Raw genomic sequence first — 20,330 nt, 5'->3', positions numbered from 1 at the left:
TATATAATTTGATGATAACACTATAATGTAAGGGCTTAAGCTATGTGTTGCATTGTTGAAGCCTATTAGAAGACCTAATCTCATTAATTATTTAATGACATTCAAATTAAACTATCACAAACAAAACAATATACTTTTGCTTAACACTGTTAGATAAATTAAACAGCGTAAGAAATGGGCAGCAAAGAGCGTAAACAACGATTGAAAGATGAAACCAGAACCAATATTCTGGATGCTGCCCTGGCTATAGGCAAAAAGGAAGGCTGGCAGGCATTAAGTATGCGTAAAATTGCTGATGTGATTGAGTATACAGCGCCTGTAATCTATGAGTACTTCGCCAATAAGGAGGCACTGCTGCTGGAGTTAACCAAAATGGGTTATTGTATGCTGAGCCGGGAAATGACTGTAGCGCGCGACCAGCACCGTTTACCGGAAAAGCAGCTGGAGGCCATGTGGCTCACCTACTGGCATTTTGCATTTGCCAACAAAGAGCTTTACCAACTGATGTTTGGTATAGAAGTAAACTGCTGTGTATTTGACAATGAAATACCCGAATCGGAAATACCGGCTACAATGATTAGTGAGGTAATTGAACAGTTGATAGGTGAAAAAAATGCTACAGAAGACGAAATATGCCGGAGATATTATACGTTCTGGTCCGTACTTCATGGCTTAATTTCAATCAACCTGGTAAGGCAAAACGTATCTGATGATATTAACCAGCAGGTACTTAAAGATACTATAGGCGGCATTATACATGCTATCAAACGTTAGTAACCACATATTTTCTTATTATTTATAATTGGCAATTTCCGCTTATAAAACTTTTTAACATATCACTTAACACTGTTAACTTTTTTATTAATGTTAAATTTTTCAGGCAAAACCAACTTTAATTTTAAATCATCTTCACTATTCACTACAGTTTTTAACAAAATCTCAATCCTTAATACAAAAAACAAACACATGAAAGCTTCAGTATTAATTTTAATGATAGCGGTGATGTACGGTTGCTCACAGCCACCGCAGCAACCACAGGCCGTAGTGCCTGCGCTTCCGGTAATGGAAGTACAAGCCGGTAATCCCACCACTTATCAAGAGTACCCAGCATCGGTAGAAGGCGCTGTTAACGTAGAGATACGCCCGCAGGTTGACGGCACACTTGATCGCATCTTTGTTGACGAAGGTGCTTATGTAACCAAAGGTCAGCCACTGTTTAAAATTAACGACCGCCCCTATGCCGAGCGGTTGAATAATGCCAGGGCGGCGCAGCATGCAGCAGAAGGTGCTTTAGCCAACGCTCAACTTGAAGTTGAAAAACTCACCCCGCTGGTGCAAAACAAAGTTATATCAGATTATCAGCTCAAAGCTGCCAAAGCAGCCTTAACCATTGCCAAGGCCAACCTGGAGCAGGCAAAGGCTGAAGTAGGTACCGCGCAAATCAACTTGGGTTATACCTTAATTAAAGCACCCGTGAACGGATATTTAGGCCGCCTGCAAAAGAAACAAGGTAGTTTAGTAGGCCCGGCCGATCCGATAGCGCTTACCCAGTTATCAGATGTGCACGATGTACACGTGTACTTTTCACTCAGCGAGGACGAATTTGTAAGTTTTAAAGCCAATTACGCTGGTAACAACCTTCAGGAAAAAATCAAACACCTGCCGCCGGTAGAACTGATTTTATCTGATGACAGCGCTTATACTGTACCCGGCAAGGTAGATATGGTAGACGGCCAGTTTAATAGAAGCACTGCGGCCATTACTTTGCGCGCAAGTTTCCCTAATGCCGGCGGCATTTTACGCTCTGGCAATACAGGTAAGGTAAAGCTAGCATTACATCACAACAACGTTAATGTAATACCAATGGATGCCACACTTGAAATGCAGGATAAAGTGTTTGTATACACTGTTGGCGACAGCAATAAGGTAAGCAAACAACCTATAATTATTGAAGGCAAAAGCGGCAACAATTACCTCGTTAAATCGGGCGTAAAACCCGGCGACCGCATTGTAACTGCAGGCATTGACCACTTACAGGAAGGCCAGGCTATTAAACCTGAACCGGTTAAAAATGCTGCTCTTGCCTACTCATCACACTAATTCAACACTATCATGTTAAAGAAATTTATCGAACGGCCGGTACTCTCAACGGTAATATCCATATTGCTGCTGATACTGGGGGTACTTGGCCTTACTAAACTACCGCTGCAACAGTTTCCGGATATTGCGCCTCCGGCTGTACTGGTAACCGCGGTGTACCCCGGCGCTAATGCCGAAACCGTACTGCGCTCCGTAGCTCCGTCGTTAGAAGAATCCATCAACGGTGTGGAGAACATGAGTTACATGACCTCTACCGCCAGCAACGATGGTAGTTTGGCTATAACCGTTTACTTTAAGCAGGGCACCAACCCCGACCAGGCTGCGGTGAATGTACAAAACCGTGTGGCACAGGCCACCAGCCAGTTGCCTGCGGAAGTAGTGCAACAGGGTATTACCACCACCAAACAGCAAAACAGCCTGATTGGCGCTATTGGTATATATACCGAAGACCCTAAAAAGTACGACCAAACATTTATTGCCAACTACGCGCAAATCAACATTATTCCTGAAATTAAGCGTATACCCGGCGTAGGTTCGGCTACCATATTCGGCGGTGTTAAAGATTACTCGATGCGGGTATGGCTGAACCCCAGTCAAATGGCTGCCTACCAGGTGACTCCTGCCGAAGTAATGGCTGCCATACAGGATAAAAATCTGGAAGCTGCTCCCGGTAAATTTGGCGAACGCAGTACCGAAGCTTTTGAGTATATCATTAAATACAAAGGTAAACTCACCAAACCCGAGGAATATGGAAATATCACTATTAGGGCCAATACTGATGGCTCGGTGCTGCGCTTGAAAGATGTGGCCCGTGTGGAACTGGGCGCTTACTCCTATACCAGCTTAACCCACCTGAACGGTGCAGATGGTATCGGTATTGGTGTAATTCAATTGGCCGGTTCTAACGCTAACGAAATCCAGATTGCTATTGACCATTTGATGGAAAAGGTATCAAAGGATTTCCCGAAAGGTATCAAATACAACCAGTTTTACCGCACTAAAACTGCATTGGATGAATCCATTGAGCAGGTAAAACATACGCTGATTGAAGCCTTCATTTTGGTATTCATCGTAGTACTGCTTTTTTTGCAAGATTTACGCTCTACCCTCATTCCGGCAGTAGCCGTACCTGTAGCTGTAGTAGGTACTTTCTTCTTTATGAGCCTGTTCGGCTTCTCTATCAACCTGCTTACGCTGTTCGCGCTGGTACTGGCTATTGGTATTGTGGTGGATGATGCCATTGTAGTAGTTGAGGCCGTGCACGCCAAAATGGAACACGATCACTTGCCTGCACGCAGTGCTACCTTATCGGCCATGAGCGAAATCACCGGCGCTATTATTTCCATCACTTTGGTAATGGCAGCAGTGTTCTTGCCTGTAGGTTTCATGACCGGCTCAACGGGCATATTCTACCGGCAGTTTGCCTTTACCATGTCTATCGCCATTGTTATCTCTGCGGTTAACGCATTAACCCTTAGCCCGGCGCTGGCTGCACTGGTATTAAAAAGCTCACATGGTAAAACTGATGGTGAAAAGCCGAAAACTTTCAAGGAAAAATTTTCAGCTGGCTTCAATGGCGGCTTCAACAAACTAACAGAGCGTTACATTAGCGGCGTAAAATTCCTGATTGCCCGTAAATGGGTAGGCATTGCCGGTTTGGCATTAGTTACTGCGGTTACTATCTACATGGTACGCAGCACCAAATCAGGCTTCATCCCAACTGAAGATCAGGGCTTCGTAGCGATATCTATCTCTACGCCATCAGGAACATCGCTGGATAAAACTATCAAAGTGCTCAACCAGGCAGAGAAAGAATTACGTGCCTTACCTGCCGCACGCTTTGTGACTACCATTGATGGATTTAACTTGTTAACCAACTCCAACAGTCCATCAGCAGCCGTAGCCTTCGTGCTGTTAAAACCGAATGAAGAACGCGGGGCGGTGAAAGATATTAACGCCATACAGGATATCATCCGTCAAAAAATGGGTGCTATACCGGGTGGAACGTTTTTCGTATTCAGCTTCCCTACCGTACCAGGCTTTAGCAACGTAGAAGCGCTCGACTTTGTATTGCAAGATAAAACCGGCGGCACCCTGGCCAAATTCAGTGGTACTGCCAATGAGTTTATCAGTAAACTGATGCAGCGTAAAGAAATTGCCTTTGCCTTCACGCAGTTTAAAGCCGATTACCCGCAACTGCAACTGGAAGTAGATGATGAAAAAGCCAACCAGTTGGGTGTAAACGTGCGCGATATATTGCAAACCATGCAGGCCTATTTTGGTAGTGCCCAGGCATCAGATTTTAACCGGTTTGGTAAATATTACCGTGTGGTAATGCAGGCCGATGTTGCCGACCGTACCGACCCTTCGGCTATTGACCGGGTGTTTGTTAAAAACCGCAGCGGCGAAATGGTGCCGATTAAAACGCTGGTAAAATTAAAACGCGTTTATGGCTCAGAAACAGCATCACGTTACAACCTGTTCAACTCTATCAGCATTAACGCTATTCCAAAACCAGGTTATAGTTCTGGTGATGCGATTAAAGCGATTGAAGAAACCGCTAAAACTCAGCTGCCTACCGGCGTCACCTATGAATTTTCGGGCCAAACCCGCGAAGAGATCTCCTCAGGTGGACAATCAGCTATTATCTTCCTGCTGTGTTTGGTATTTGTATACTTCCTGCTGGCGGCACAGTACGAAAGTTACCTGTTGCCTTTAGCAGTTATACTTTCCATTCCTACAGGTATATTAGGTGTATTTGTGGTGCTGGGCTTTACCGGCATCGAAAATAACATTTACGTACAGGTAGCGCTCATCATGCTCATCGGCTTGCTGGCGAAGAATGCCATCCTGATTGTGGAGTTTGCCGTACAGCGCCGCCGTAACCGCGAAGGTTTGGTTACTGCTGCCATTGAAGCGGCAAGATTACGCCTGCGCCCAATCATCATGACCTCGCTGGCCTTTATTGTGGGCTTGGTGCCGATGATGACAGCTACCGGTCCATCAGCACAGGGCAACCATTCTATCAGCATCAGTGCTGCGGGTGGTATGATTAGTGGTGTAGTATTAGGCTTGTTCATCATCCCGGTACTGTTCGTCATCTTCCAGCACCTGCAGGAGCGCATCAGCGGTGTGCCAGTTAGTGTACCACATAAGGACGGCCGTAACAACGGACAACAGACCCCTGAAAACCAAACTGAACTTTCATTGCATTAATCACGCATTCATACCAAAATGAAAACTATAAAATTAAGTTACCTTATTGCAGGCGCAATGCTGTTGCTCAGCGCCTGTAAGGTTTCTAAAAATACAAAGCTGCCCGATTTAAACTTACCGAGCAGCTACCGGGCCGAAGTGAATACCGACACCAGTTCGGTTGGCCGCCTGCCCTGGAGAAGCTTTTTTACCGAAAACACGCTTCAAGCACTCATTGACAGCGCCTTAACACGCAATAATGATTTGCAGCTGGCAGTTAAGAACATTGAAGCCGCCCGCCAAACGCTGTTGCAAGCTAAATGGGGCAATGTCCCTACCGTTTCTGCAGGTGTTTCAGCGACCATCAACCGGCCATCCAACAACAGCTTAAACGGCATTAGCCTGAGCCAGTTTTTGGGCAGCAGGCACATTGAGGATTACAATGCTTCGGTAACCGTATCATGGGAAGCCGACATTTGGGGTAAAATCAGCAGCCGTAAAGCGGCAGCGCTGGCTGTTTACCTACAAACCGCCGAGGCCCGAAAAGCGGTACAAACGCAGTTAGTAGCCAATGTATCAGACGGGTATTACAACCTGTTGATGCTGGATGAGCAGTTAAACATTGCCAAAAAGAATGTATTACTGAATGATAGCACCATCCGGATTATTAAACTGCAATACAATGCCGGGCAAGCTACATTGCTGGCCTTACAACAAGCCGAAGCACAACGCTTGACAGCTGCCGGTTTGATCCCCCAGTTTGAACAGCAAATTGTAATACAGGAAAACGCACTGAGTATTCTGGCCGGAAAACTGCCCGATGCCATAGTACGCACACGCAGGCTCACTGATGTAAACGTTCCACAACAAATGGCTGCTGGGGTACCCGCGCAGTTACTGAGTTGGCGCCCGGATGTAAGAAGCGCCGAACTGGAACTTGACCGGGCCAATGCACAGGTGGGTTACACTAAGGCCAGCATGTACCCTACCCTCGCTATTACAGCGCAAGGCGGTGTCAACTCTTTTAAGGCCAGCAACTGGTTTACCATTCCGGCATCGTTATTTGGTTTAGTTACCGGTGGCATTGTACAACCTCTATTACAGCACCGCGAACTGAAAACTAATTATGAAGTAGCTAAAATCAATCGTGAAAAATCGGTAATTCAATTCCGTCAGCAGGTATTGCTGGCTGCCGGCGAGGTATCTGATGCCCTTGTGGCGATGGATAAACTGAGCCAGCAGCAGGCCATAGCGGCCAACCGGGCCAAAACATTACAGCAGGCTACACAGAATGCCAACCTATTATTCAAAAATGGTATGGCTAATTATCTGGAAGTCATCACCGCCCAAAGCAACGTGCTGCAAAGCGAATTGGAACTGGCCTCCATTAAAAAAGCCCAACTGAGCGCTGCGGTAGATTTATACCGTTCGCTGGGGGGCGGCTGGAACTAATAGCAGTTACTGCTGTAATTTCCTGCAGAGTTTCATGCCCATGAGCTAAACACAATAAAAAGGGCTCTAATCTTGAATGGTTAGAGCCCTTTTTTTGTAAGCTGATATCACTGATTGCCATTTCACTCTTCAATAGATAAACTTTTGAAATGTAAAATCGAGGGCACGCATCTCCAATTCATTTTTACTTGATTCGAGCTGTGCTTCTCCGGCATAGCGAAACATCTGCTGTTCGTAATCCCTGATTGCATCGGGGATAGAATTATATTGATCACCTGTCAGGTTCTCAGCCAAAATCAATGCATCCAACAATCCGGTATTTACGCCCTGACCCGCAAAAGGTGGCATCAAATGCGCAGCATCTCCAATTAAAGTGATGGGTAAGGGCCGGTCTGTTTTCCATGCATTATTCAAAGGCAGTTTTTTAGTGGGTAGCCCCCAAAAAAATGTAGTTGAACGCAGCAGTTGTTGATACCGCTCATCCCATTGCGAAAACCGGTTTAAAAGATAATCATGCACAGCTTCTGTATCTGTAAAATCAAAGTTTTCGGTTTCAGTCCACTCTGTAGGAGCTTTAAAAATGATGCCGTAGCTTAAAAGACCGTTATTATAAGGGTTTGCCACTAACGACATGCCTTGGTGCGCTGCCATCAACCGGTTGCCATTACACCAATTGTAAAACTCGCGGCAGTTTATTTCCGGCTGCGGAATATCTCCCTGGATGATGACGGTACCGGTATCCTCTACTTGAGCATCAGTAACATAATTCCTTATTTTAGACATGCCGCCATTGGCTACGATAACCATATCTGCGCTTGCCTCAGGCTGTTGGTGGAAATTCAACAACCATTTATCGTTTCGCACTTCGAGTGAATTAAGTCTCCTGTTCCAAACTACAGTATTTGCGGGTAAGCTATCTAACAGCATTTTTCGCAGCACATTCCTGTTAATTTCAGGATTTGTATACTGATTTTCAGGTGTAACCGGCTTTTTTGATAATATGCGGCCCTGTACATCAGCCATAATTATGCCCATAGGTATGGCTTTGGTATAATAGCTTTCCAGTAAGCCGGCTTTTTTCATAGCCAGCTGACCAGAATTGATGTGCAAATCAAGCGTGCCGCCCTGTATTCTGGCCCGTTCATTTTGATCGCGTTCGTAAACGGTTACCGATACGTCGTTTTGAGTTAGTAGTTTAGCCATAGTGAGCCCTATCGGCCCTGCACCAATAATGGCCACTTTTTTATGTTTTAAAAGCATGGTCTTGCGTTATTAATGAATTGCAAAACTCATACATTCAAAAAATCTAAGCTTGTACAAACGCGACAAAAACATCATTCATTACCAGTTGCTCTTTTTTTGCCTTGCGGGCGAAGGCCGCCGGTGTAGATCCGCTATAGCGCTTAAATTCACGGCTAAGGTGTGCCTGGTCTGTATAACCCAGTTCCGGCGCCAGCTGGGCAAGGCTGCTTTCAGGCTGTAGCCATAAGCGGTTCCGCACCTGTTCAAAACGCATCAATCCGGCTACATCTTTAACACTGTACCCTGATGCCTGTTTAAACTTCCGCTCCAGTGTACGAATGGTGGCGTCGGCTTCAGCAGCTATTTTTTTTACCGGCAGCATTCCATTGGCTTTACGCATGGCTGTACCGGCTTTGTTAACTACTGCATTGTTAATCTTTTTTGCATCCGCGTCTATTAGATACTTTTTCACCTCAATCAGCGCCTCGTTTATTCGTTTTGCCTGTATGTGTGCTTCCAGTACAGGTTGCAACGTGGCAATAGGGTGCTCAAAAACTCTTACTCCGTCTTTATCGGCCGGCAAACTCAGCAAATCAAACACAGCCCAGGGATAACACTTAATACCGATTACCTGCAACTGCCCCTTTGTGTGTAAAATTAATGGCTGATTTAACAAGCCGGTCAAAAATGGAGATGATAAAGGTTTGATCCCGTCATCCGTCTCCATACTGCACGTGCCATCCATATAAAATATGATTTCTGCGTATCCATCGGGCAACACCTCAAAACCCAACGATGGCACTTTGGCAAAATCGATGGTTGTATACCAAATATTTTTGATCGCATGTATCAGTTGATCAGGTGCCGGTATACTGAATGGCGCTTGTGACAGGGGCATTGATTTGAATAGGATAATTTTTAGACAGTAACAAAATTATTCAAAATATAAATGCGATGCAGTTATTTGATTTTTCACATTGCATTTACATTTTGACGGAAGCTTAGCTTTCAAAGAAGGATGAATGGTTTAAAGCTTTGCACGGAAATACCAATTAAAAACAAGCGCACCTTTAATAATGCAGGTGCGCTTGTTTCTTTTTCTCTATAAGTTTTTTATCCACATTTGATGTGGTATGCCATGTGTTTAATCATTTAGATATACTGACTTAAACTGCTCAGCAAATTCTTCCAATTTTACTTTGCCAGTTACCTTTGCGCCTTGCTCGAAGAAGTGCCGGGTAATTATACCGTTTCTTACCCCCTGACCCATCTCAACAATAAGCCCTACCAACTCTGGTGACATACCGACCGACACCATCCCTTGCTGCAGTTGTTCGTCAGGGATATTTGTCCAGGTTAATTCTGGCTTACCTATAGCTTGGCCAAGCACAGTTGCCAGTTCATTGCCGGTTGAAATATCGCTTACCACATATTTAACTTCAAAGCCATTGCCGATGTGCTGCAATTCCGCTGCAATGGCTGAAGAAAGATCTTCGGGGTGAGTAAGCGCTAACTTTTCCTCGCCGTTATAATTGTTGCCGAATATACCCCTGCTTTTGATAGATGGAATATCTCTCAAAAAATTCACGTAAAAGAAACCTGATCTCAAAACTGTAATATTAACCCCATCTAACTGTTTTAAGGTTTGCTCTACCTGGTGAACTCCTCTCACCGGCCCTGTCCCCTGCGGTGCATCAGCACCAACACTGCTCAACATTACTACCCGGGGTATACCGGCAGCTTTTATAGCTTCCGCACAAGCCTGCCCTGCTTCTACAATATTTTGCACAAAATTTTCACTCCCTATTGATGGAGGCATCATCACATATACTGCATCGGCACCTGAAAATGTATTGGTCAAAAATGCGGCATCGCTGATTGAACCGATGGCTGCTTTGGCACCTAACGCTTCAATTTCGTTCTTACGGTCATCTTTAGTCGTAATCACAGTAACATCGTGCCCTGCGGCTACAAGTTTTTTTACTAATGGTTTGGCTACATTTCCTAATGAGCCTGTTGTTATAATTTTCATGGTATTTATATCTTAAAAGTTTGAATTTGCGCCGGCTTAACCGGCATATGTAGTTCTTTGTATTGGAAAATAGTTAGGCTTAATCTAACGTAAGATAATCAGTATATCCTTCTTCGCCGGGCGTATATAGTGTGTTATAATCCGGCTCATTTAAGGGGGCGTTTTTTTCTATCCTCCTCATAAAATCGGGGTTGGCCAGAAAGCTTCTACCAAATGCAACCAAATCAGCCGATCCGTCCTGTAATTTGGATTCAGCCGTTTCTGGCGTAAAGCCATTACAATAAATAATGGTGTTTGAGAATGCTTTGCGGATAGTTTCGTGTGTTTCCTGGGGTATACCCGGATTATTAGATATATGCAGATAAGCAATATCCAAACGGTTAACTTCTCTGGCAAGATACGCGTAAGTTTCATGTATCTCTGCCCCATTGTAAGCAGGCATACCATTAGTGGCTAAATATGGTGAAATGCGCAAGCCAACTTTGTCTGCACCTATAGCCACTGTTATCTTCTGCACAATTTCCAATGTTAACCGGCTCCTGTTTTCAATTGAGCCGCCGTAACTATCAGTGCGGTTATTGATAAGCGGGTTTAAAGACTGATCTAACAAGTAACCGTGGGCACCATGCAATTCAACGCCATCAAATCCGGCCGCTATAGCATTTTCTGCAGCGCTTACGTGGTGGCTGATCACCTGTTGAATGCCTTCTGCATCAAGTGCTATGGGAGCCGAGTATTCGAACATGCCGTTGTCGGTGTAAACTTCTCCAGTTGCCTTTATATCTGACAGGCCAACCACCTGATAGCCATCCGGCAGGTTCGAACTATTGGCAACTCTGCCTGTATGCATTATCTGCAAAAATATTTTTGAACCATTTTCGCGTACAGCATCGGTAACCAGCTTCCACCCGTCAATTTGCTCTTTATTAAAAATACCGGGGATGCGAGGATAGCCTAAGCCTTCGGGGCTGGGTGATGTACCTTCGGTAATGATTAAACCAGCGCCTGATCGTTGCTTGTAGTAAGCGGCCATTAACGAATTGGGGATATTATTGATGGCCCGGCTCCGGGTCATAGGTGCCATAACTACATGGTTTTTTAATTGTAGTGCAGCTTTGCTGTAAGGATTAAATAACATTTTCATTTTGCGATGTATTATTGTTTACATAGCAAAGGTGGATGTTATTTCATAGCGCAAATAGCGCGAAAAGGCATAAAATCAGTCGGATACGACAATGGGGGAATTAGCTTGCGCTATCTATGATTTCGATGAAAACTTTTTAGGGGTTGCTCCATAGTGCTTTTCAAAAAGCCGACTAAAATGACTCAGGTTCGTAAAACCAAGTTCGTAACCAACTTCGGCAACAGAGCGTTTGCCTTGTTTCAATAAAAAAGCAGCTTCTTCCATGCGGGCGTGCTGAAAGTAATTGTATATGGTATCACCGAACAACTGCTTAAACAGTTGTTTTAATTTGGTTTCGCTCATGGCGGCAATAGCTGCCAATTCGGGCAATACTGGTGGGGTACTCAAGTCGTTTAATACCTCGTTACGGATATGAAGCAGCCTGGCAGCATCGGCGTTGTTAATGTTCTGATGAGCCGCGCTATCACGTTGAGCCAATTTGTGAAATAGTTGGTAAAGCAGTTCCTGTACTTTAATATGTATAAAAAACAAATTTAAACCGTTCATCATATCTACAGTACTTAGGTTTTTAAGTAACAATTTGGTTTCGGCATTCATATTCTCAAAAAAAAGAAAACTTTTGCCGCTGGTAGTGATGGTCTCTATAGTGGAATTAAGTTCGTTCAGTTTTAATAAAGCTTTAAGATATGCAGGGGTAACAGCAACCACCGCGTAATGAATTTGATGCCCCTGCGGAAAACGGATGGTTGAGTTCAGATCATTGGAGGTTACCTGTATAGCCGATTCATTGCGTTCAGTGAATTGAACATCCTGCCCATCGTTATACGCAATACCCAGCACTTGCTCATTGCTATAGAAGAAAATAGTAATTAATTCATTACCAAGTCCGGAGGCGTTGCGTTTAATAACCAGGTCCTCTTTAAGCACGTAATGATGCAAAGTTATTTTGAAATCAGCATGAAATGATAGTCGGCGGATATAACCACGGCCCAATTGTTCGGGTATTGGTAATACATCGCCTTCTATCTTTACCCCAATGTGACTGGCAAACTGACTCATAAAGTCAAAGCCCGGAGTTGCTGAAAATGAAAATATCATCTGTTAAAGATATAATTTAGCTGATGATATATTAATCTCAAAAATTGAACAATCACCTGATTGATCTAGGATAGTCGTGCTTTAATATCAACCGATTATATTTTTATTAACTTTCAAGCTCCATACAGCAGGAACCTGAAAGTTAATGACTTATAGTTATACAACGCTTATCCCTCTTTTGAAATATGCTTTGTGATGGCTTCAATGATTTCCACCGGATTTTCCTCAAACATGTAATGCCCGGTATTTTCTAAATGTATTAATTGATAATCATCTGCAATACCGGGCAAAGCATATTGATAGTACCCGTAAGAAACATTGCTGGCAATGCCTAAAACCGGCATGTTTAGCTTTGAATAACTTTTAGCATCTGCAATATCTTGATTGAATGCCTGGTACCAGGCATTGGATGCCCGAATGCGCTCCGGCTGATTGTAAACAGCCTCGTAAACGCTTCTGTCAAAGTCAGTCATTTTGCTATCATCTGTCATTACATAGTGGAAAAGCCAGTCAAGTAGATAACGAAAGCGCCCTTCCAACAATTTTTCTGGTAGTCCCTTTACCTGGTTGAAACCCATCCACCAGGTGTAGGGTTGCTGGTTGTCAATTTTTTCTCCAAAGGTTCCGGGAGATGGCATCAGTCTCATTTGCATCATACCCTCGCTTGGGTGCAGTCCATCAGCCAGTATCAGGCTTTCCACCGCATCAGTATAATTATGCGCAAGGCTTGCTGCTACCATTCCGCCAATGTCATGTCCTAATACATGCGCTTTTTCAATGCCGAGTTTTCGCATCAACTCATAAATATCGGCAGCCATTGTTTTTTTGTCGTAACCCGATACCGTTGTTGCCGAACTGCCCATACCGCGTATATCAACTACTATAACACGGAATTGCGTTGCTAACTGAGGAGCGATGGAATGATAAGAATACCAGGTTTGCGGCCAACCAGGCAGGCATATCAGCACCGGCCCGGTGCCGCCATCCACATAATGCAGCTGTGTTCCGTTAACTTCAATGTATTGGCTGCTAAAGCCCGGCCAATTTTTTATCAGTAATTCGTCTTGAAAATTAGCTTCCATTTTATGCGTGTGATTGGTCTTTTATATCTTTAAGAACATTCTCTGCCGTTTGCCAGGTTAAGCCGGGATAGCGGTCATTGTCAAGTGCGTTGTTGTGTGCCGCAAACATGCTATACAGGTATTGCATTTGCTGCCATTGCGGGTACAATTGGCTTTCACCTTCTGGGTTTTTACTTCGTATAGTTTTTATGTAGGATGCAAATTGCTCAAGAGTGCCAGCCCCTTTTAATTCAAACTGCTCATCAAATATACTTCGGGCTAATTCAGCCAGTTCATTCGGGCTGATTCTGAAACCGGCAATGTGCAGAAAGCGTGGCGCAGCATCATCCAATGCGGCTAATGCTGTATAAGCAGCGGTATCATCTATCGTTGTAAAATCAATTTGCCAGTCGGCCTTATATGCATAATAAGTAATGGTTTTACTTTTGGTATCCAACAGAGGAATGTTGTACTGTAGTACATATGCAAAAGCGCCATTGAAAATAGAGGTGGCCTTTATATCGCTGGCATCAATAATTAACTGAAATTCTTTGCGCAGATCGAAATTGCGATTATCGCCTTTTTCAAGTTGAGTAAAATCTGTACAAAAATCCGACGGTATAAATCGTGGTACCCCAGCGTGTAAAGCAGCTTCAAGTAACTGGCTTTGTGCGGTGATAATTACATCTTGCAGGCCTGCAAGTGCTGATACAACACATGATACCCCTTTACATGCGGCTGTTAGGGATGCAGCGTCTTTAAAATCAGCAGTTATAATTTCAACTCCAAGACTACGTAGTTCGTTTACCTTACCTTCGTCACTTTCGGGCCTAACCAGCGCTTTTACTTTTGCTTTCTTGCTGAGTAGATGCTTACATATTTTACCACCCAAATCGCCGGTGGCACCTGCTATTAAAATAATGTTATCCATAGTTTTAAGTATTTATAATACAAAACTACAGGCCATTTAAATGCTTAGAACTACCATTTGGTAGTTAATGAAATTAGCGCAGGTTTTTACGTATACGGCTTAAGGCATTGGGGGTAATGCCCAGATAAGATGCCATTTGCTTTACGGATATAAGCTGCATAAAGCCTGGTTTTTTTAAAAATTCCAGGTATCGTTCTTCCACCGTCATGGTTTGGAAGCGGATGATCTCATCAATCATGCGGATGGCCATTCCCTCCCACATCTTGCGGCCAAACTCCTGCCAGGCAGGTATCTGCTTGTAAAGCATTTCCATATCTATTTTACTAATGTAAAACACTTCAGCGTAGTCAACTACTTCAATGTTAAACCGTGTGGGCACTTCAGGATTCAGGCTGGAAATTTCTGTAAAAAATTCTCCGGGTTGAACAATCCATGCTGTAAGTTCGCTATCCTGATCATGATAAAATCTCAGCGCCCCGCTTTGCAAAAAATAATAATACATAGCTACCTGTCCGCGTTTCAGCAACAACTGCCCCTTGTTTAAAGCTTTACTTTTGAAGCAGTCAATAACAGTTGCCAATTCATCTTCAGTCAATTTTGTGGCTGCACGTAAATAGCCTTTTAATTCTTGCATAATTGATTTCGTCTGTTAAGATAATGAGGTATTTTACATAATTCCGTATTAGAAGTAACTTTTATTACTACCATTTTTACATTAGAATAATCTGTAAAATTTAACTCCATAAGCTAATTAGCTTAGGATATACAATATTAGTAATCGCTTTAATACATAGCGATTACTAGTATATTCACATGCATTTTACGACAAAGAATAAAACAAATCAACAATAGAATGGTCTTATAATGACTAACAGTCACTCTATGGGCACTAAAACTAAACACTTCCCAAAATTGCACAGAGAGCAGCAGATTATCAACGCAGCTAATGATGTATTGACAAGTGTTGGCGCCCGGGATTTTACAATTGATAAGGTGGTAGCTCATTTGGGCCTTGCCAAAGGAACTGTTTATAAGTATTATAAAAGCAAGGATGATGTGCTTGCAGAAGTGAGTGTTAGAGCATTAAATACATTGCTTGATTATTTTAAAGCTGCAACAGAAAAAGAGAATGATTCAATGGAAGCCTTGCGAGCTTTAATAATGGCCTTCTATAAGTATTACTTGAAATATCCAAAATACTTCGAACTTTTTATTTATATGGAAAGGCCTGACTTTAGTACCACTATTCAAAATTATTTAAATATAAGTTTAAAACTGAAAACTTATTTTTCCAACTATTTGATTCAATGCCAGTCGGCTGGCCTGATCAGAAAAGATTTAGACCCCTCCTATTGTACTTACATGATTTGGGGAAGTTGCATGGGACTGATGAATTTTATTGAAGCTAAGAAAGTATTTATAGAAGATATTGTTAAGCTTCAACGTGAAGATTTGCTTAGACTATATGCTGAAATTTTAATAAAAGGAATGAAAAGCTAAATTTTTTTATTAAAAAGTGACTAATGGTCATTTTAAAGCTTTGGATTGGAGTTTAATGTGCATAAGTACAAAACATTCAATCATGTATTTGAAAACAGAACAGATAATAAAAACTAACAACTTATGATTTTAGTAACCGGAGCAACAAGCGTTATTGGACAAAAGCTATGTCAATTACTGGCTGAAAACAACAAACCATTTCGTGCTATGTGCCGAAAAGAAGATCAATTAGAAAAACTGCGTCAACAAGGCATAAACGCGGTTTTGGGCAATTTTTCAGATTTAAATAGCTTGAGATTGGCTATGAAGGGCTGTACTTGTTTATTTTTGGTTAGTCCACCTAACGAGCAGCAATATGAATCTGAAATCAATGCCATCAATGTGGCCAAACAAGAACATATAGCTTATATAGTAAGGGTTTCTGCATCTGATGCAAATTTAAGGTCATCAGTACCCTGGGCAGAAAGTCATGCTCATATTGACCACTATCTTCGCAAATCTGGTATAGCGTGGACTATACTCAAACCTACGGCATTCATGCAAAACTTTTTAACCTTAACTAAGCCAATATCAAAAGGCTTCTTACCACAAGTTGGTGGTAAAGGATTGGTGGGGTATATTGATGCGCAGGATATAGGAAAAGTTGCTTATCATGTTTTAACACAAGAACATCACAAGAAAGCTACTTACTATCTGAATGGCCCGGAGACCTTAGAAATGAAAGAGATTGCTTTAAAAATATCAGAAGCCATTGGCAAAAGAGTACGCTACGTAAATCTGCCTTCGTTTGCTTTTCGAATTCTATTAAGAGCAACCGGGGCATCGCGATGGTTAGCTAATGGCCTCATTGAACAATATGCTGAGGTGGTTGCCAAAAATCATGATCATGATCTTGGCGAAGAAGTATTAAGACTGACCGGCCATCAACCTCATTCTTTTAGTGAGTTTGCAAAAGAAAATAAGGACAAATTTCTTACAACTGCGAATTGAAGTGACAAGAAGTTGGAGGCAGTGATCCTTCAGACCTTTTGTAAATCTTGGAGGCGGTTAGAGTTAAACAAAACAAACCATTACGCACAAAGATTTAGCTTTAAGCGTTGGCTAATATTGAGTAAAAAATGATGCCTAAACCTCATAACAAGGTGCGGTCATATAGACCGCACCTTGTTATGAGGTTGCTAATTGGTCCAGGCGTCAAATGATGCCTGCAATTCTTCTGGTGTTTCGGGTAACTGTACCCTAAGTGAGCGGTCAACACGCGCATGAATGCTTTCAACAAACGGCCTGAATAGTTCATTGTAATTTTTGAAAGCAATTCGATGATCGTGGTTAGCGTGCATCTCTTTAGCCAACAGTGTTGCGCCTTGCATGGCCAAACTGGTACCCATGCCGGTAAAAAAGCTTGGTGCATAAGCGGCATCACCAATCAAGGCTACCCTCCCGTTTGTCCAGCTCGGCATTTGTATTTGGCATGCCTCATCAAAATATAGATCATTGGCGTTAAGCATGGCATCCAGTATTTCAGGGATTTTCCAATTAGTATCATCAGCGAAAAATTCCTTTAAAATTTGTTTAGGCCGTTCCCGATCGCGGTAATGCCAATCCAGTTTAGGCGCACGGAAAACAAGGATGGCATTAGCTGCTTCTTTAAACTGAAAGATCACTGCCTGCTTGCCCAATTCACGGTAAACAATACCTGTTGATTTTGGCCGGCCGGTTTGAATATGATCTGCAGCAGCAAACGCAAAATAAACGCCCAAGAACTTTTTAAATTCATTTTCAGGGCCAAATACAAGTCTCCTGACGGTGGAATGGGTGCCATCAGCGCCGAACACATAGTGGTATGTTTTACTTTCCCCTTTTTCGAACGATACTTCCACATATTCATCATGCTGTGTCAATCCGGATATGCTATTCCCAAAAATGATTTCGACCTCATTTTTTGAAATAGCTTTATATATAATTTTCACAAGGTCGCCACGATGAATTTCAATATCCCCCAAATATTCAGGCAAACTATTGATGGCAAATTTAGCCAGTGTTTGGTCATCTGAACCCACTATCTCATCAGTATGTATAAACTCGTTAGCTTTTATTTGGTCATATAAGCCCATTTCCATGGCTACTTTCAGCGCGTCGCCGCGGACGTCAATTGGCGAGCCGGCCGTTCGTAGATTTTTGCCTAATTCTACCACTGTTACGCCATAACCATATTTATGCAACCAGTAAGCCAGCGTTAATCCTGCAAAGCTGGCTCCAGATATCAAGACTTGTTTTTTCATTGCTACAATTATTTATGCGTACATGAATTGTTTATAAAGCAAAACTAAATGTAGCTTTACAAGTAAAATACTCCATAAACTATTATTTTTAATCGAAAACATGAATACTGGTGCTGATAATAATGGCAATTCCAAAAACATAGTAGAATTCACCAATAAGGTAGGGGTAGTATTGGAAGACGTGCTGCAACACGTTCAGGTTCTGTTCTTTGAAGGATTTACTTTTTTGCCTGATATGGCCATGCACTTTGGTTCATTTTACGTAAAAAACGACTTTACACGTATAACCGGCCAATCAGACATTACAGATGGCATTGGCATCATTTTTCACAATATCTTCGAGAATGTGGATGCATTAAATAATAAGCAAAAAGCAACACTGCCCATGGAGCCGTCTTATGTACGCATCTTTCCCTACGCACTTCGCCAGTCTCTGAATTTTAATAAAAACACGAAAGTGTCTCACGTTTCTATCAGTATAAGCGCCGGGTACTTGAGGAACTTCTTAAAGGAAGAAGCAGCACATTTTAACTATTTGTTTGACAGCGCCAATAACTTTTGGATAGAGGAACTGATGACAGACGACATCCTGCGTACTGTTAACGACATCGTAAAAAGTGAAGAACCAACTTCCATGAAAAGCTTCTATTACAAAACCAAAGCGATGGAACTGCTGTACCATTTGTTCACCAACTTAAAGAAGCGCGAAAGCATCACAAATTTAAAACTTAACATAAAAGAAATCAAGGCGGTTTACCTCGTGCGCCATAAGATCGTTTCCTCCCTTAATAAGCCAAGCACTATTATTGAATTGAAACAAATTGCCGGCATGAATGAGCTCAAACTTCGAAAAATATTCACGCAGGTATTTGGGATGGGAATTTATGACTATTATCAGCACTTACGCATGAAAGAGGCAGCGCGGTTAATGCGCGAAGAGCGCTTAACAGTATCTGAAGCGGGTTACGCAATGGGATTCGAAAATCTGGGGCATTTCACTAAAGTGTTTGAAAAGCACATTGGCAAGAAACCCAAAAAGTATGTGCAAAGCGTGAAATAAATTGAATTACGTAAAATGCTTGTTTCAAATATTTTAATGTGAAAATATCGTTTAATTGTATTCGATAAGTATGTCAAAGTGCGTTATCCAGCCAGCAAAACATAATCTTACCTTTTATCTCTGGTGCTTAATCAGCTGCCTCCGCAAAATTAAACCGGGAGAGTTCATGAATTTGTGTTCTACTTTGTGATAAACGATGTACTTTACATTAGGAGTATTGTATAGCCTTACGTGATGCGCATACACTTTTAAGCTTCGGTAGTAGCCATAATTTAAATAACTTATGACGCCAACTTCGTACATCATAATTACTCGGAAACATAAGTTCAATAAAAAATTATGTTAATCCCATACACAGATTTAGCGCTCACTGTGCTGTAGCTATTCTTAACTCACTTGTTCAAAACGAAAAAAGCCGCTTTACTGCTGTAAAACGGCTTTTAATGTTGTGCGCCCACCTGGGCTCGAACCAGGGACCAAAAGATTATGAGTCTTCTACTCTAACCGACTGAGCTATAGGCGCGGTTACAGATTGCTTTCGCTTTCCGGGTGCAATTTTACATATTTGCGCCCATATCTGAAAGCAAATTATGCAAAATATTAAAAACATCATATTCGATTACGGCAACGTCATCTTCAGCATCAATTTTGAAAAAACACAGCAGGCCTGGAAAGATTTAGGTATTGCCAACGTCGAGCAGTTCTTTGGCCACTTGCAGCAGGACCCGCTTTTTGACCAGTTCGACCGCGGTCATATTAGTGCCGAAGAATTTCGCAACGGAATCCGCGAAAAAGTGGGCCGTGCAGACCTGACAGATGAGCAGATTGACGCCGCTTGGAACAGCTTACTACTTGGCGTTGCACCCGGCAATCATGAATTGCTACTTAGAGTGAAAGAGCAATACCGCACATTTTTATTAAGCAACATCAACGATATTCACTACCGCTACATTATGGATTACCTGAACCGTGAGTTTGGTTTTGATGGCAATGAGCACTTGTTTGAAAAGGTATATTACTCTCACTTCATGGGCAAACGAAAGCCTGAGCCGTCTATATTTGGGCAGGTATTGGCAGAAAATAACCTGAAGCCCGAAGAAACGCTATTTATTGATGACAGTCCGCAGCATTTGGCTGCTGCTGAAAAACTGGGCATCCACACTTTTTTAATGAAAGCTCCTGATACCCTGCAAAAGTACTTTGAACGCAACGGCCTGCTAAAGTAAAAGGCAA

The 20,330-nt window shown here is 42.5% G+C and carries 17 protein-coding genes and 1 tRNA gene; 8 read left to right on the top strand and 10 right to left on the bottom strand.

The genetic code is table 11. The features are described from left to right. Positions 1-174 precede the first annotated feature (174 nt). The 4 genes from ACYVNW_RS03940 to ACYVNW_RS03925 all read left to right on the top strand — a co-directional run bounded on the left by ACYVNW_RS03940 (position 175) and on the right by ACYVNW_RS03925 (position 6,747). Positions 175-774 (top strand): TetR/AcrR family transcriptional regulator, encoded by a 600-nt coding sequence (locus tag ACYVNW_RS03940; protein ID WP_460678540.1) that lies wholly within the window; start codon positions 175-177, stop codon positions 772-774. Positions 775-966: 192 nt separating this feature from the next. Further along, positions 967-2,100, top strand: coding sequence for an efflux RND transporter periplasmic adaptor subunit (locus tag ACYVNW_RS03935; protein WP_460678539.1), 1,134 nt, complete (start codon positions 967-969; stop codon positions 2,098-2,100). 12 nt (positions 2,101-2,112) lie between these two features. Next, complete coding sequence (locus ACYVNW_RS03930) at positions 2,113-5,316, top strand: efflux RND transporter permease subunit (protein WP_460678538.1); 3,204 nt, start codon at positions 2,113-2,115, stop codon at positions 5,314-5,316. 18 nt (positions 5,317-5,334) lie between these two features. Next, on the top strand, positions 5,335-6,747 hold the full coding sequence (locus ACYVNW_RS03925) for an efflux transporter outer membrane subunit (RefSeq protein ID WP_460678537.1): 1,413 nt from the start codon (positions 5,335-5,337) through the stop codon (positions 6,745-6,747). Between the two features lie 129 nt (positions 6,748-6,876). Here ACYVNW_RS03925 and ACYVNW_RS03920 read toward each other — a convergent pair whose 3' ends face one another. The 8 genes from ACYVNW_RS03920 to ACYVNW_RS03885 form a co-directional block, all read right to left on the bottom strand. Further along, the gene (locus ACYVNW_RS03920; protein WP_460678536.1) at positions 6,877-8,007 is read right to left on the bottom strand and encodes an FAD-dependent oxidoreductase; all 1,131 of its coding nucleotides are present in this window, start codon (positions 8,005-8,007) and stop codon (positions 6,877-6,879) included. Between the two features lie 46 nt (positions 8,008-8,053). Then, positions 8,054-8,887, bottom strand: coding sequence for an AraC family transcriptional regulator (locus tag ACYVNW_RS03915; RefSeq protein ID WP_460678535.1), 834 nt, complete (start codon positions 8,885-8,887; stop codon positions 8,054-8,056). A gap of 246 nt (positions 8,888-9,133) precedes the next feature. Then, positions 9,134-10,021 (bottom strand): NmrA family NAD(P)-binding protein, encoded by an 888-nt coding sequence (locus ACYVNW_RS03910; RefSeq protein ID WP_460678534.1) that lies wholly within the window; start codon positions 10,019-10,021, stop codon positions 9,134-9,136. 79 nt (positions 10,022-10,100) lie between these two features. Next, positions 10,101-11,165: an alkene reductase gene (locus ACYVNW_RS03905; RefSeq protein ID WP_460678533.1), complete on the bottom strand. Its 1,065-nt coding sequence runs from the start codon at positions 11,163-11,165 to the stop codon at positions 10,101-10,103. Between the two features lie 114 nt (positions 11,166-11,279). Next, a complete protein-coding gene (locus tag ACYVNW_RS03900) occupies positions 11,280-12,263 on the bottom strand; it encodes a helix-turn-helix domain-containing protein (protein ID WP_460678532.1) in 984 nt (327 codons plus the stop codon). 167 nt (positions 12,264-12,430) lie between these two features. After that, a complete protein-coding gene (locus ACYVNW_RS03895) occupies positions 12,431-13,345 on the bottom strand; it encodes an alpha/beta fold hydrolase (RefSeq protein WP_460678531.1) in 915 nt (304 codons plus the stop codon). Position 13,346: 1 nt separating this feature from the next. Then, positions 13,347-14,255, bottom strand: a complete 909-nt coding sequence (locus ACYVNW_RS03890; protein ID WP_460678530.1) for an NmrA family NAD(P)-binding protein — start codon at positions 14,253-14,255, stop codon at positions 13,347-13,349. A 73-nt stretch (positions 14,256-14,328) separates the two neighbouring features. Continuing rightward, complete coding sequence (locus ACYVNW_RS03885) at positions 14,329-14,889, bottom strand: Crp/Fnr family transcriptional regulator (protein ID WP_460678529.1); 561 nt, start codon at positions 14,887-14,889, stop codon at positions 14,329-14,331. A gap of 248 nt (positions 14,890-15,137) precedes the next feature. Here ACYVNW_RS03885 and ACYVNW_RS03880 point away from each other — a divergent pair, with 248 nt between their 5' ends. Together ACYVNW_RS03880 and ACYVNW_RS03875 are read left to right on the top strand one after the other, a co-directional pair. Beyond that, on the top strand, positions 15,138-15,755 hold the full coding sequence (locus tag ACYVNW_RS03880; protein WP_460678528.1) for a TetR/AcrR family transcriptional regulator: 618 nt from the start codon (positions 15,138-15,140) through the stop codon (positions 15,753-15,755). A 123-nt stretch (positions 15,756-15,878) separates the two neighbouring features. Beyond that, a complete protein-coding gene (locus ACYVNW_RS03875) occupies positions 15,879-16,745 on the top strand; it encodes an SDR family oxidoreductase (protein ID WP_460678527.1) in 867 nt (288 codons plus the stop codon). A gap of 188 nt (positions 16,746-16,933) precedes the next feature. Here ACYVNW_RS03875 and ACYVNW_RS03870 read toward each other — a convergent pair whose 3' ends face one another. Then, positions 16,934-18,037 (bottom strand): FAD-dependent monooxygenase, encoded by a 1,104-nt coding sequence (locus tag ACYVNW_RS03870; RefSeq protein WP_460678526.1) that lies wholly within the window; start codon positions 18,035-18,037, stop codon positions 16,934-16,936. Positions 18,038-18,137: 100 nt separating this feature from the next. Between ACYVNW_RS03870 and ACYVNW_RS03865 the strand changes: the two genes are divergently transcribed. After that, positions 18,138-19,097 (top strand): helix-turn-helix domain-containing protein, encoded by a 960-nt coding sequence (locus ACYVNW_RS03865; RefSeq protein WP_460678525.1) that lies wholly within the window; start codon positions 18,138-18,140, stop codon positions 19,095-19,097. Between the two features lie 449 nt (positions 19,098-19,546). Here the strand turns inward: ACYVNW_RS03865 and ACYVNW_RS03860 are convergent. Next, positions 19,547-19,620: transfer RNA gene (locus ACYVNW_RS03860), tRNA-Ile, on the bottom strand. Positions 19,621-19,687: 67 nt separating this feature from the next. On the opposite strand from ACYVNW_RS03860, the gene ACYVNW_RS03855 reads away from it, so the two are divergent. Beyond that, entirely contained in the window at positions 19,688-20,323 is a 636-nt protein-coding gene (locus tag ACYVNW_RS03855) for an HAD family hydrolase (RefSeq protein WP_460678524.1), read from the top strand. Positions 20,324-20,330: the final 7 nt, after the last annotated feature.

Source organism: Mucilaginibacter koreensis, assembly GCF_054783355.1.
This window is presented reverse-complemented; position numbering and strand designations above follow the sequence as displayed.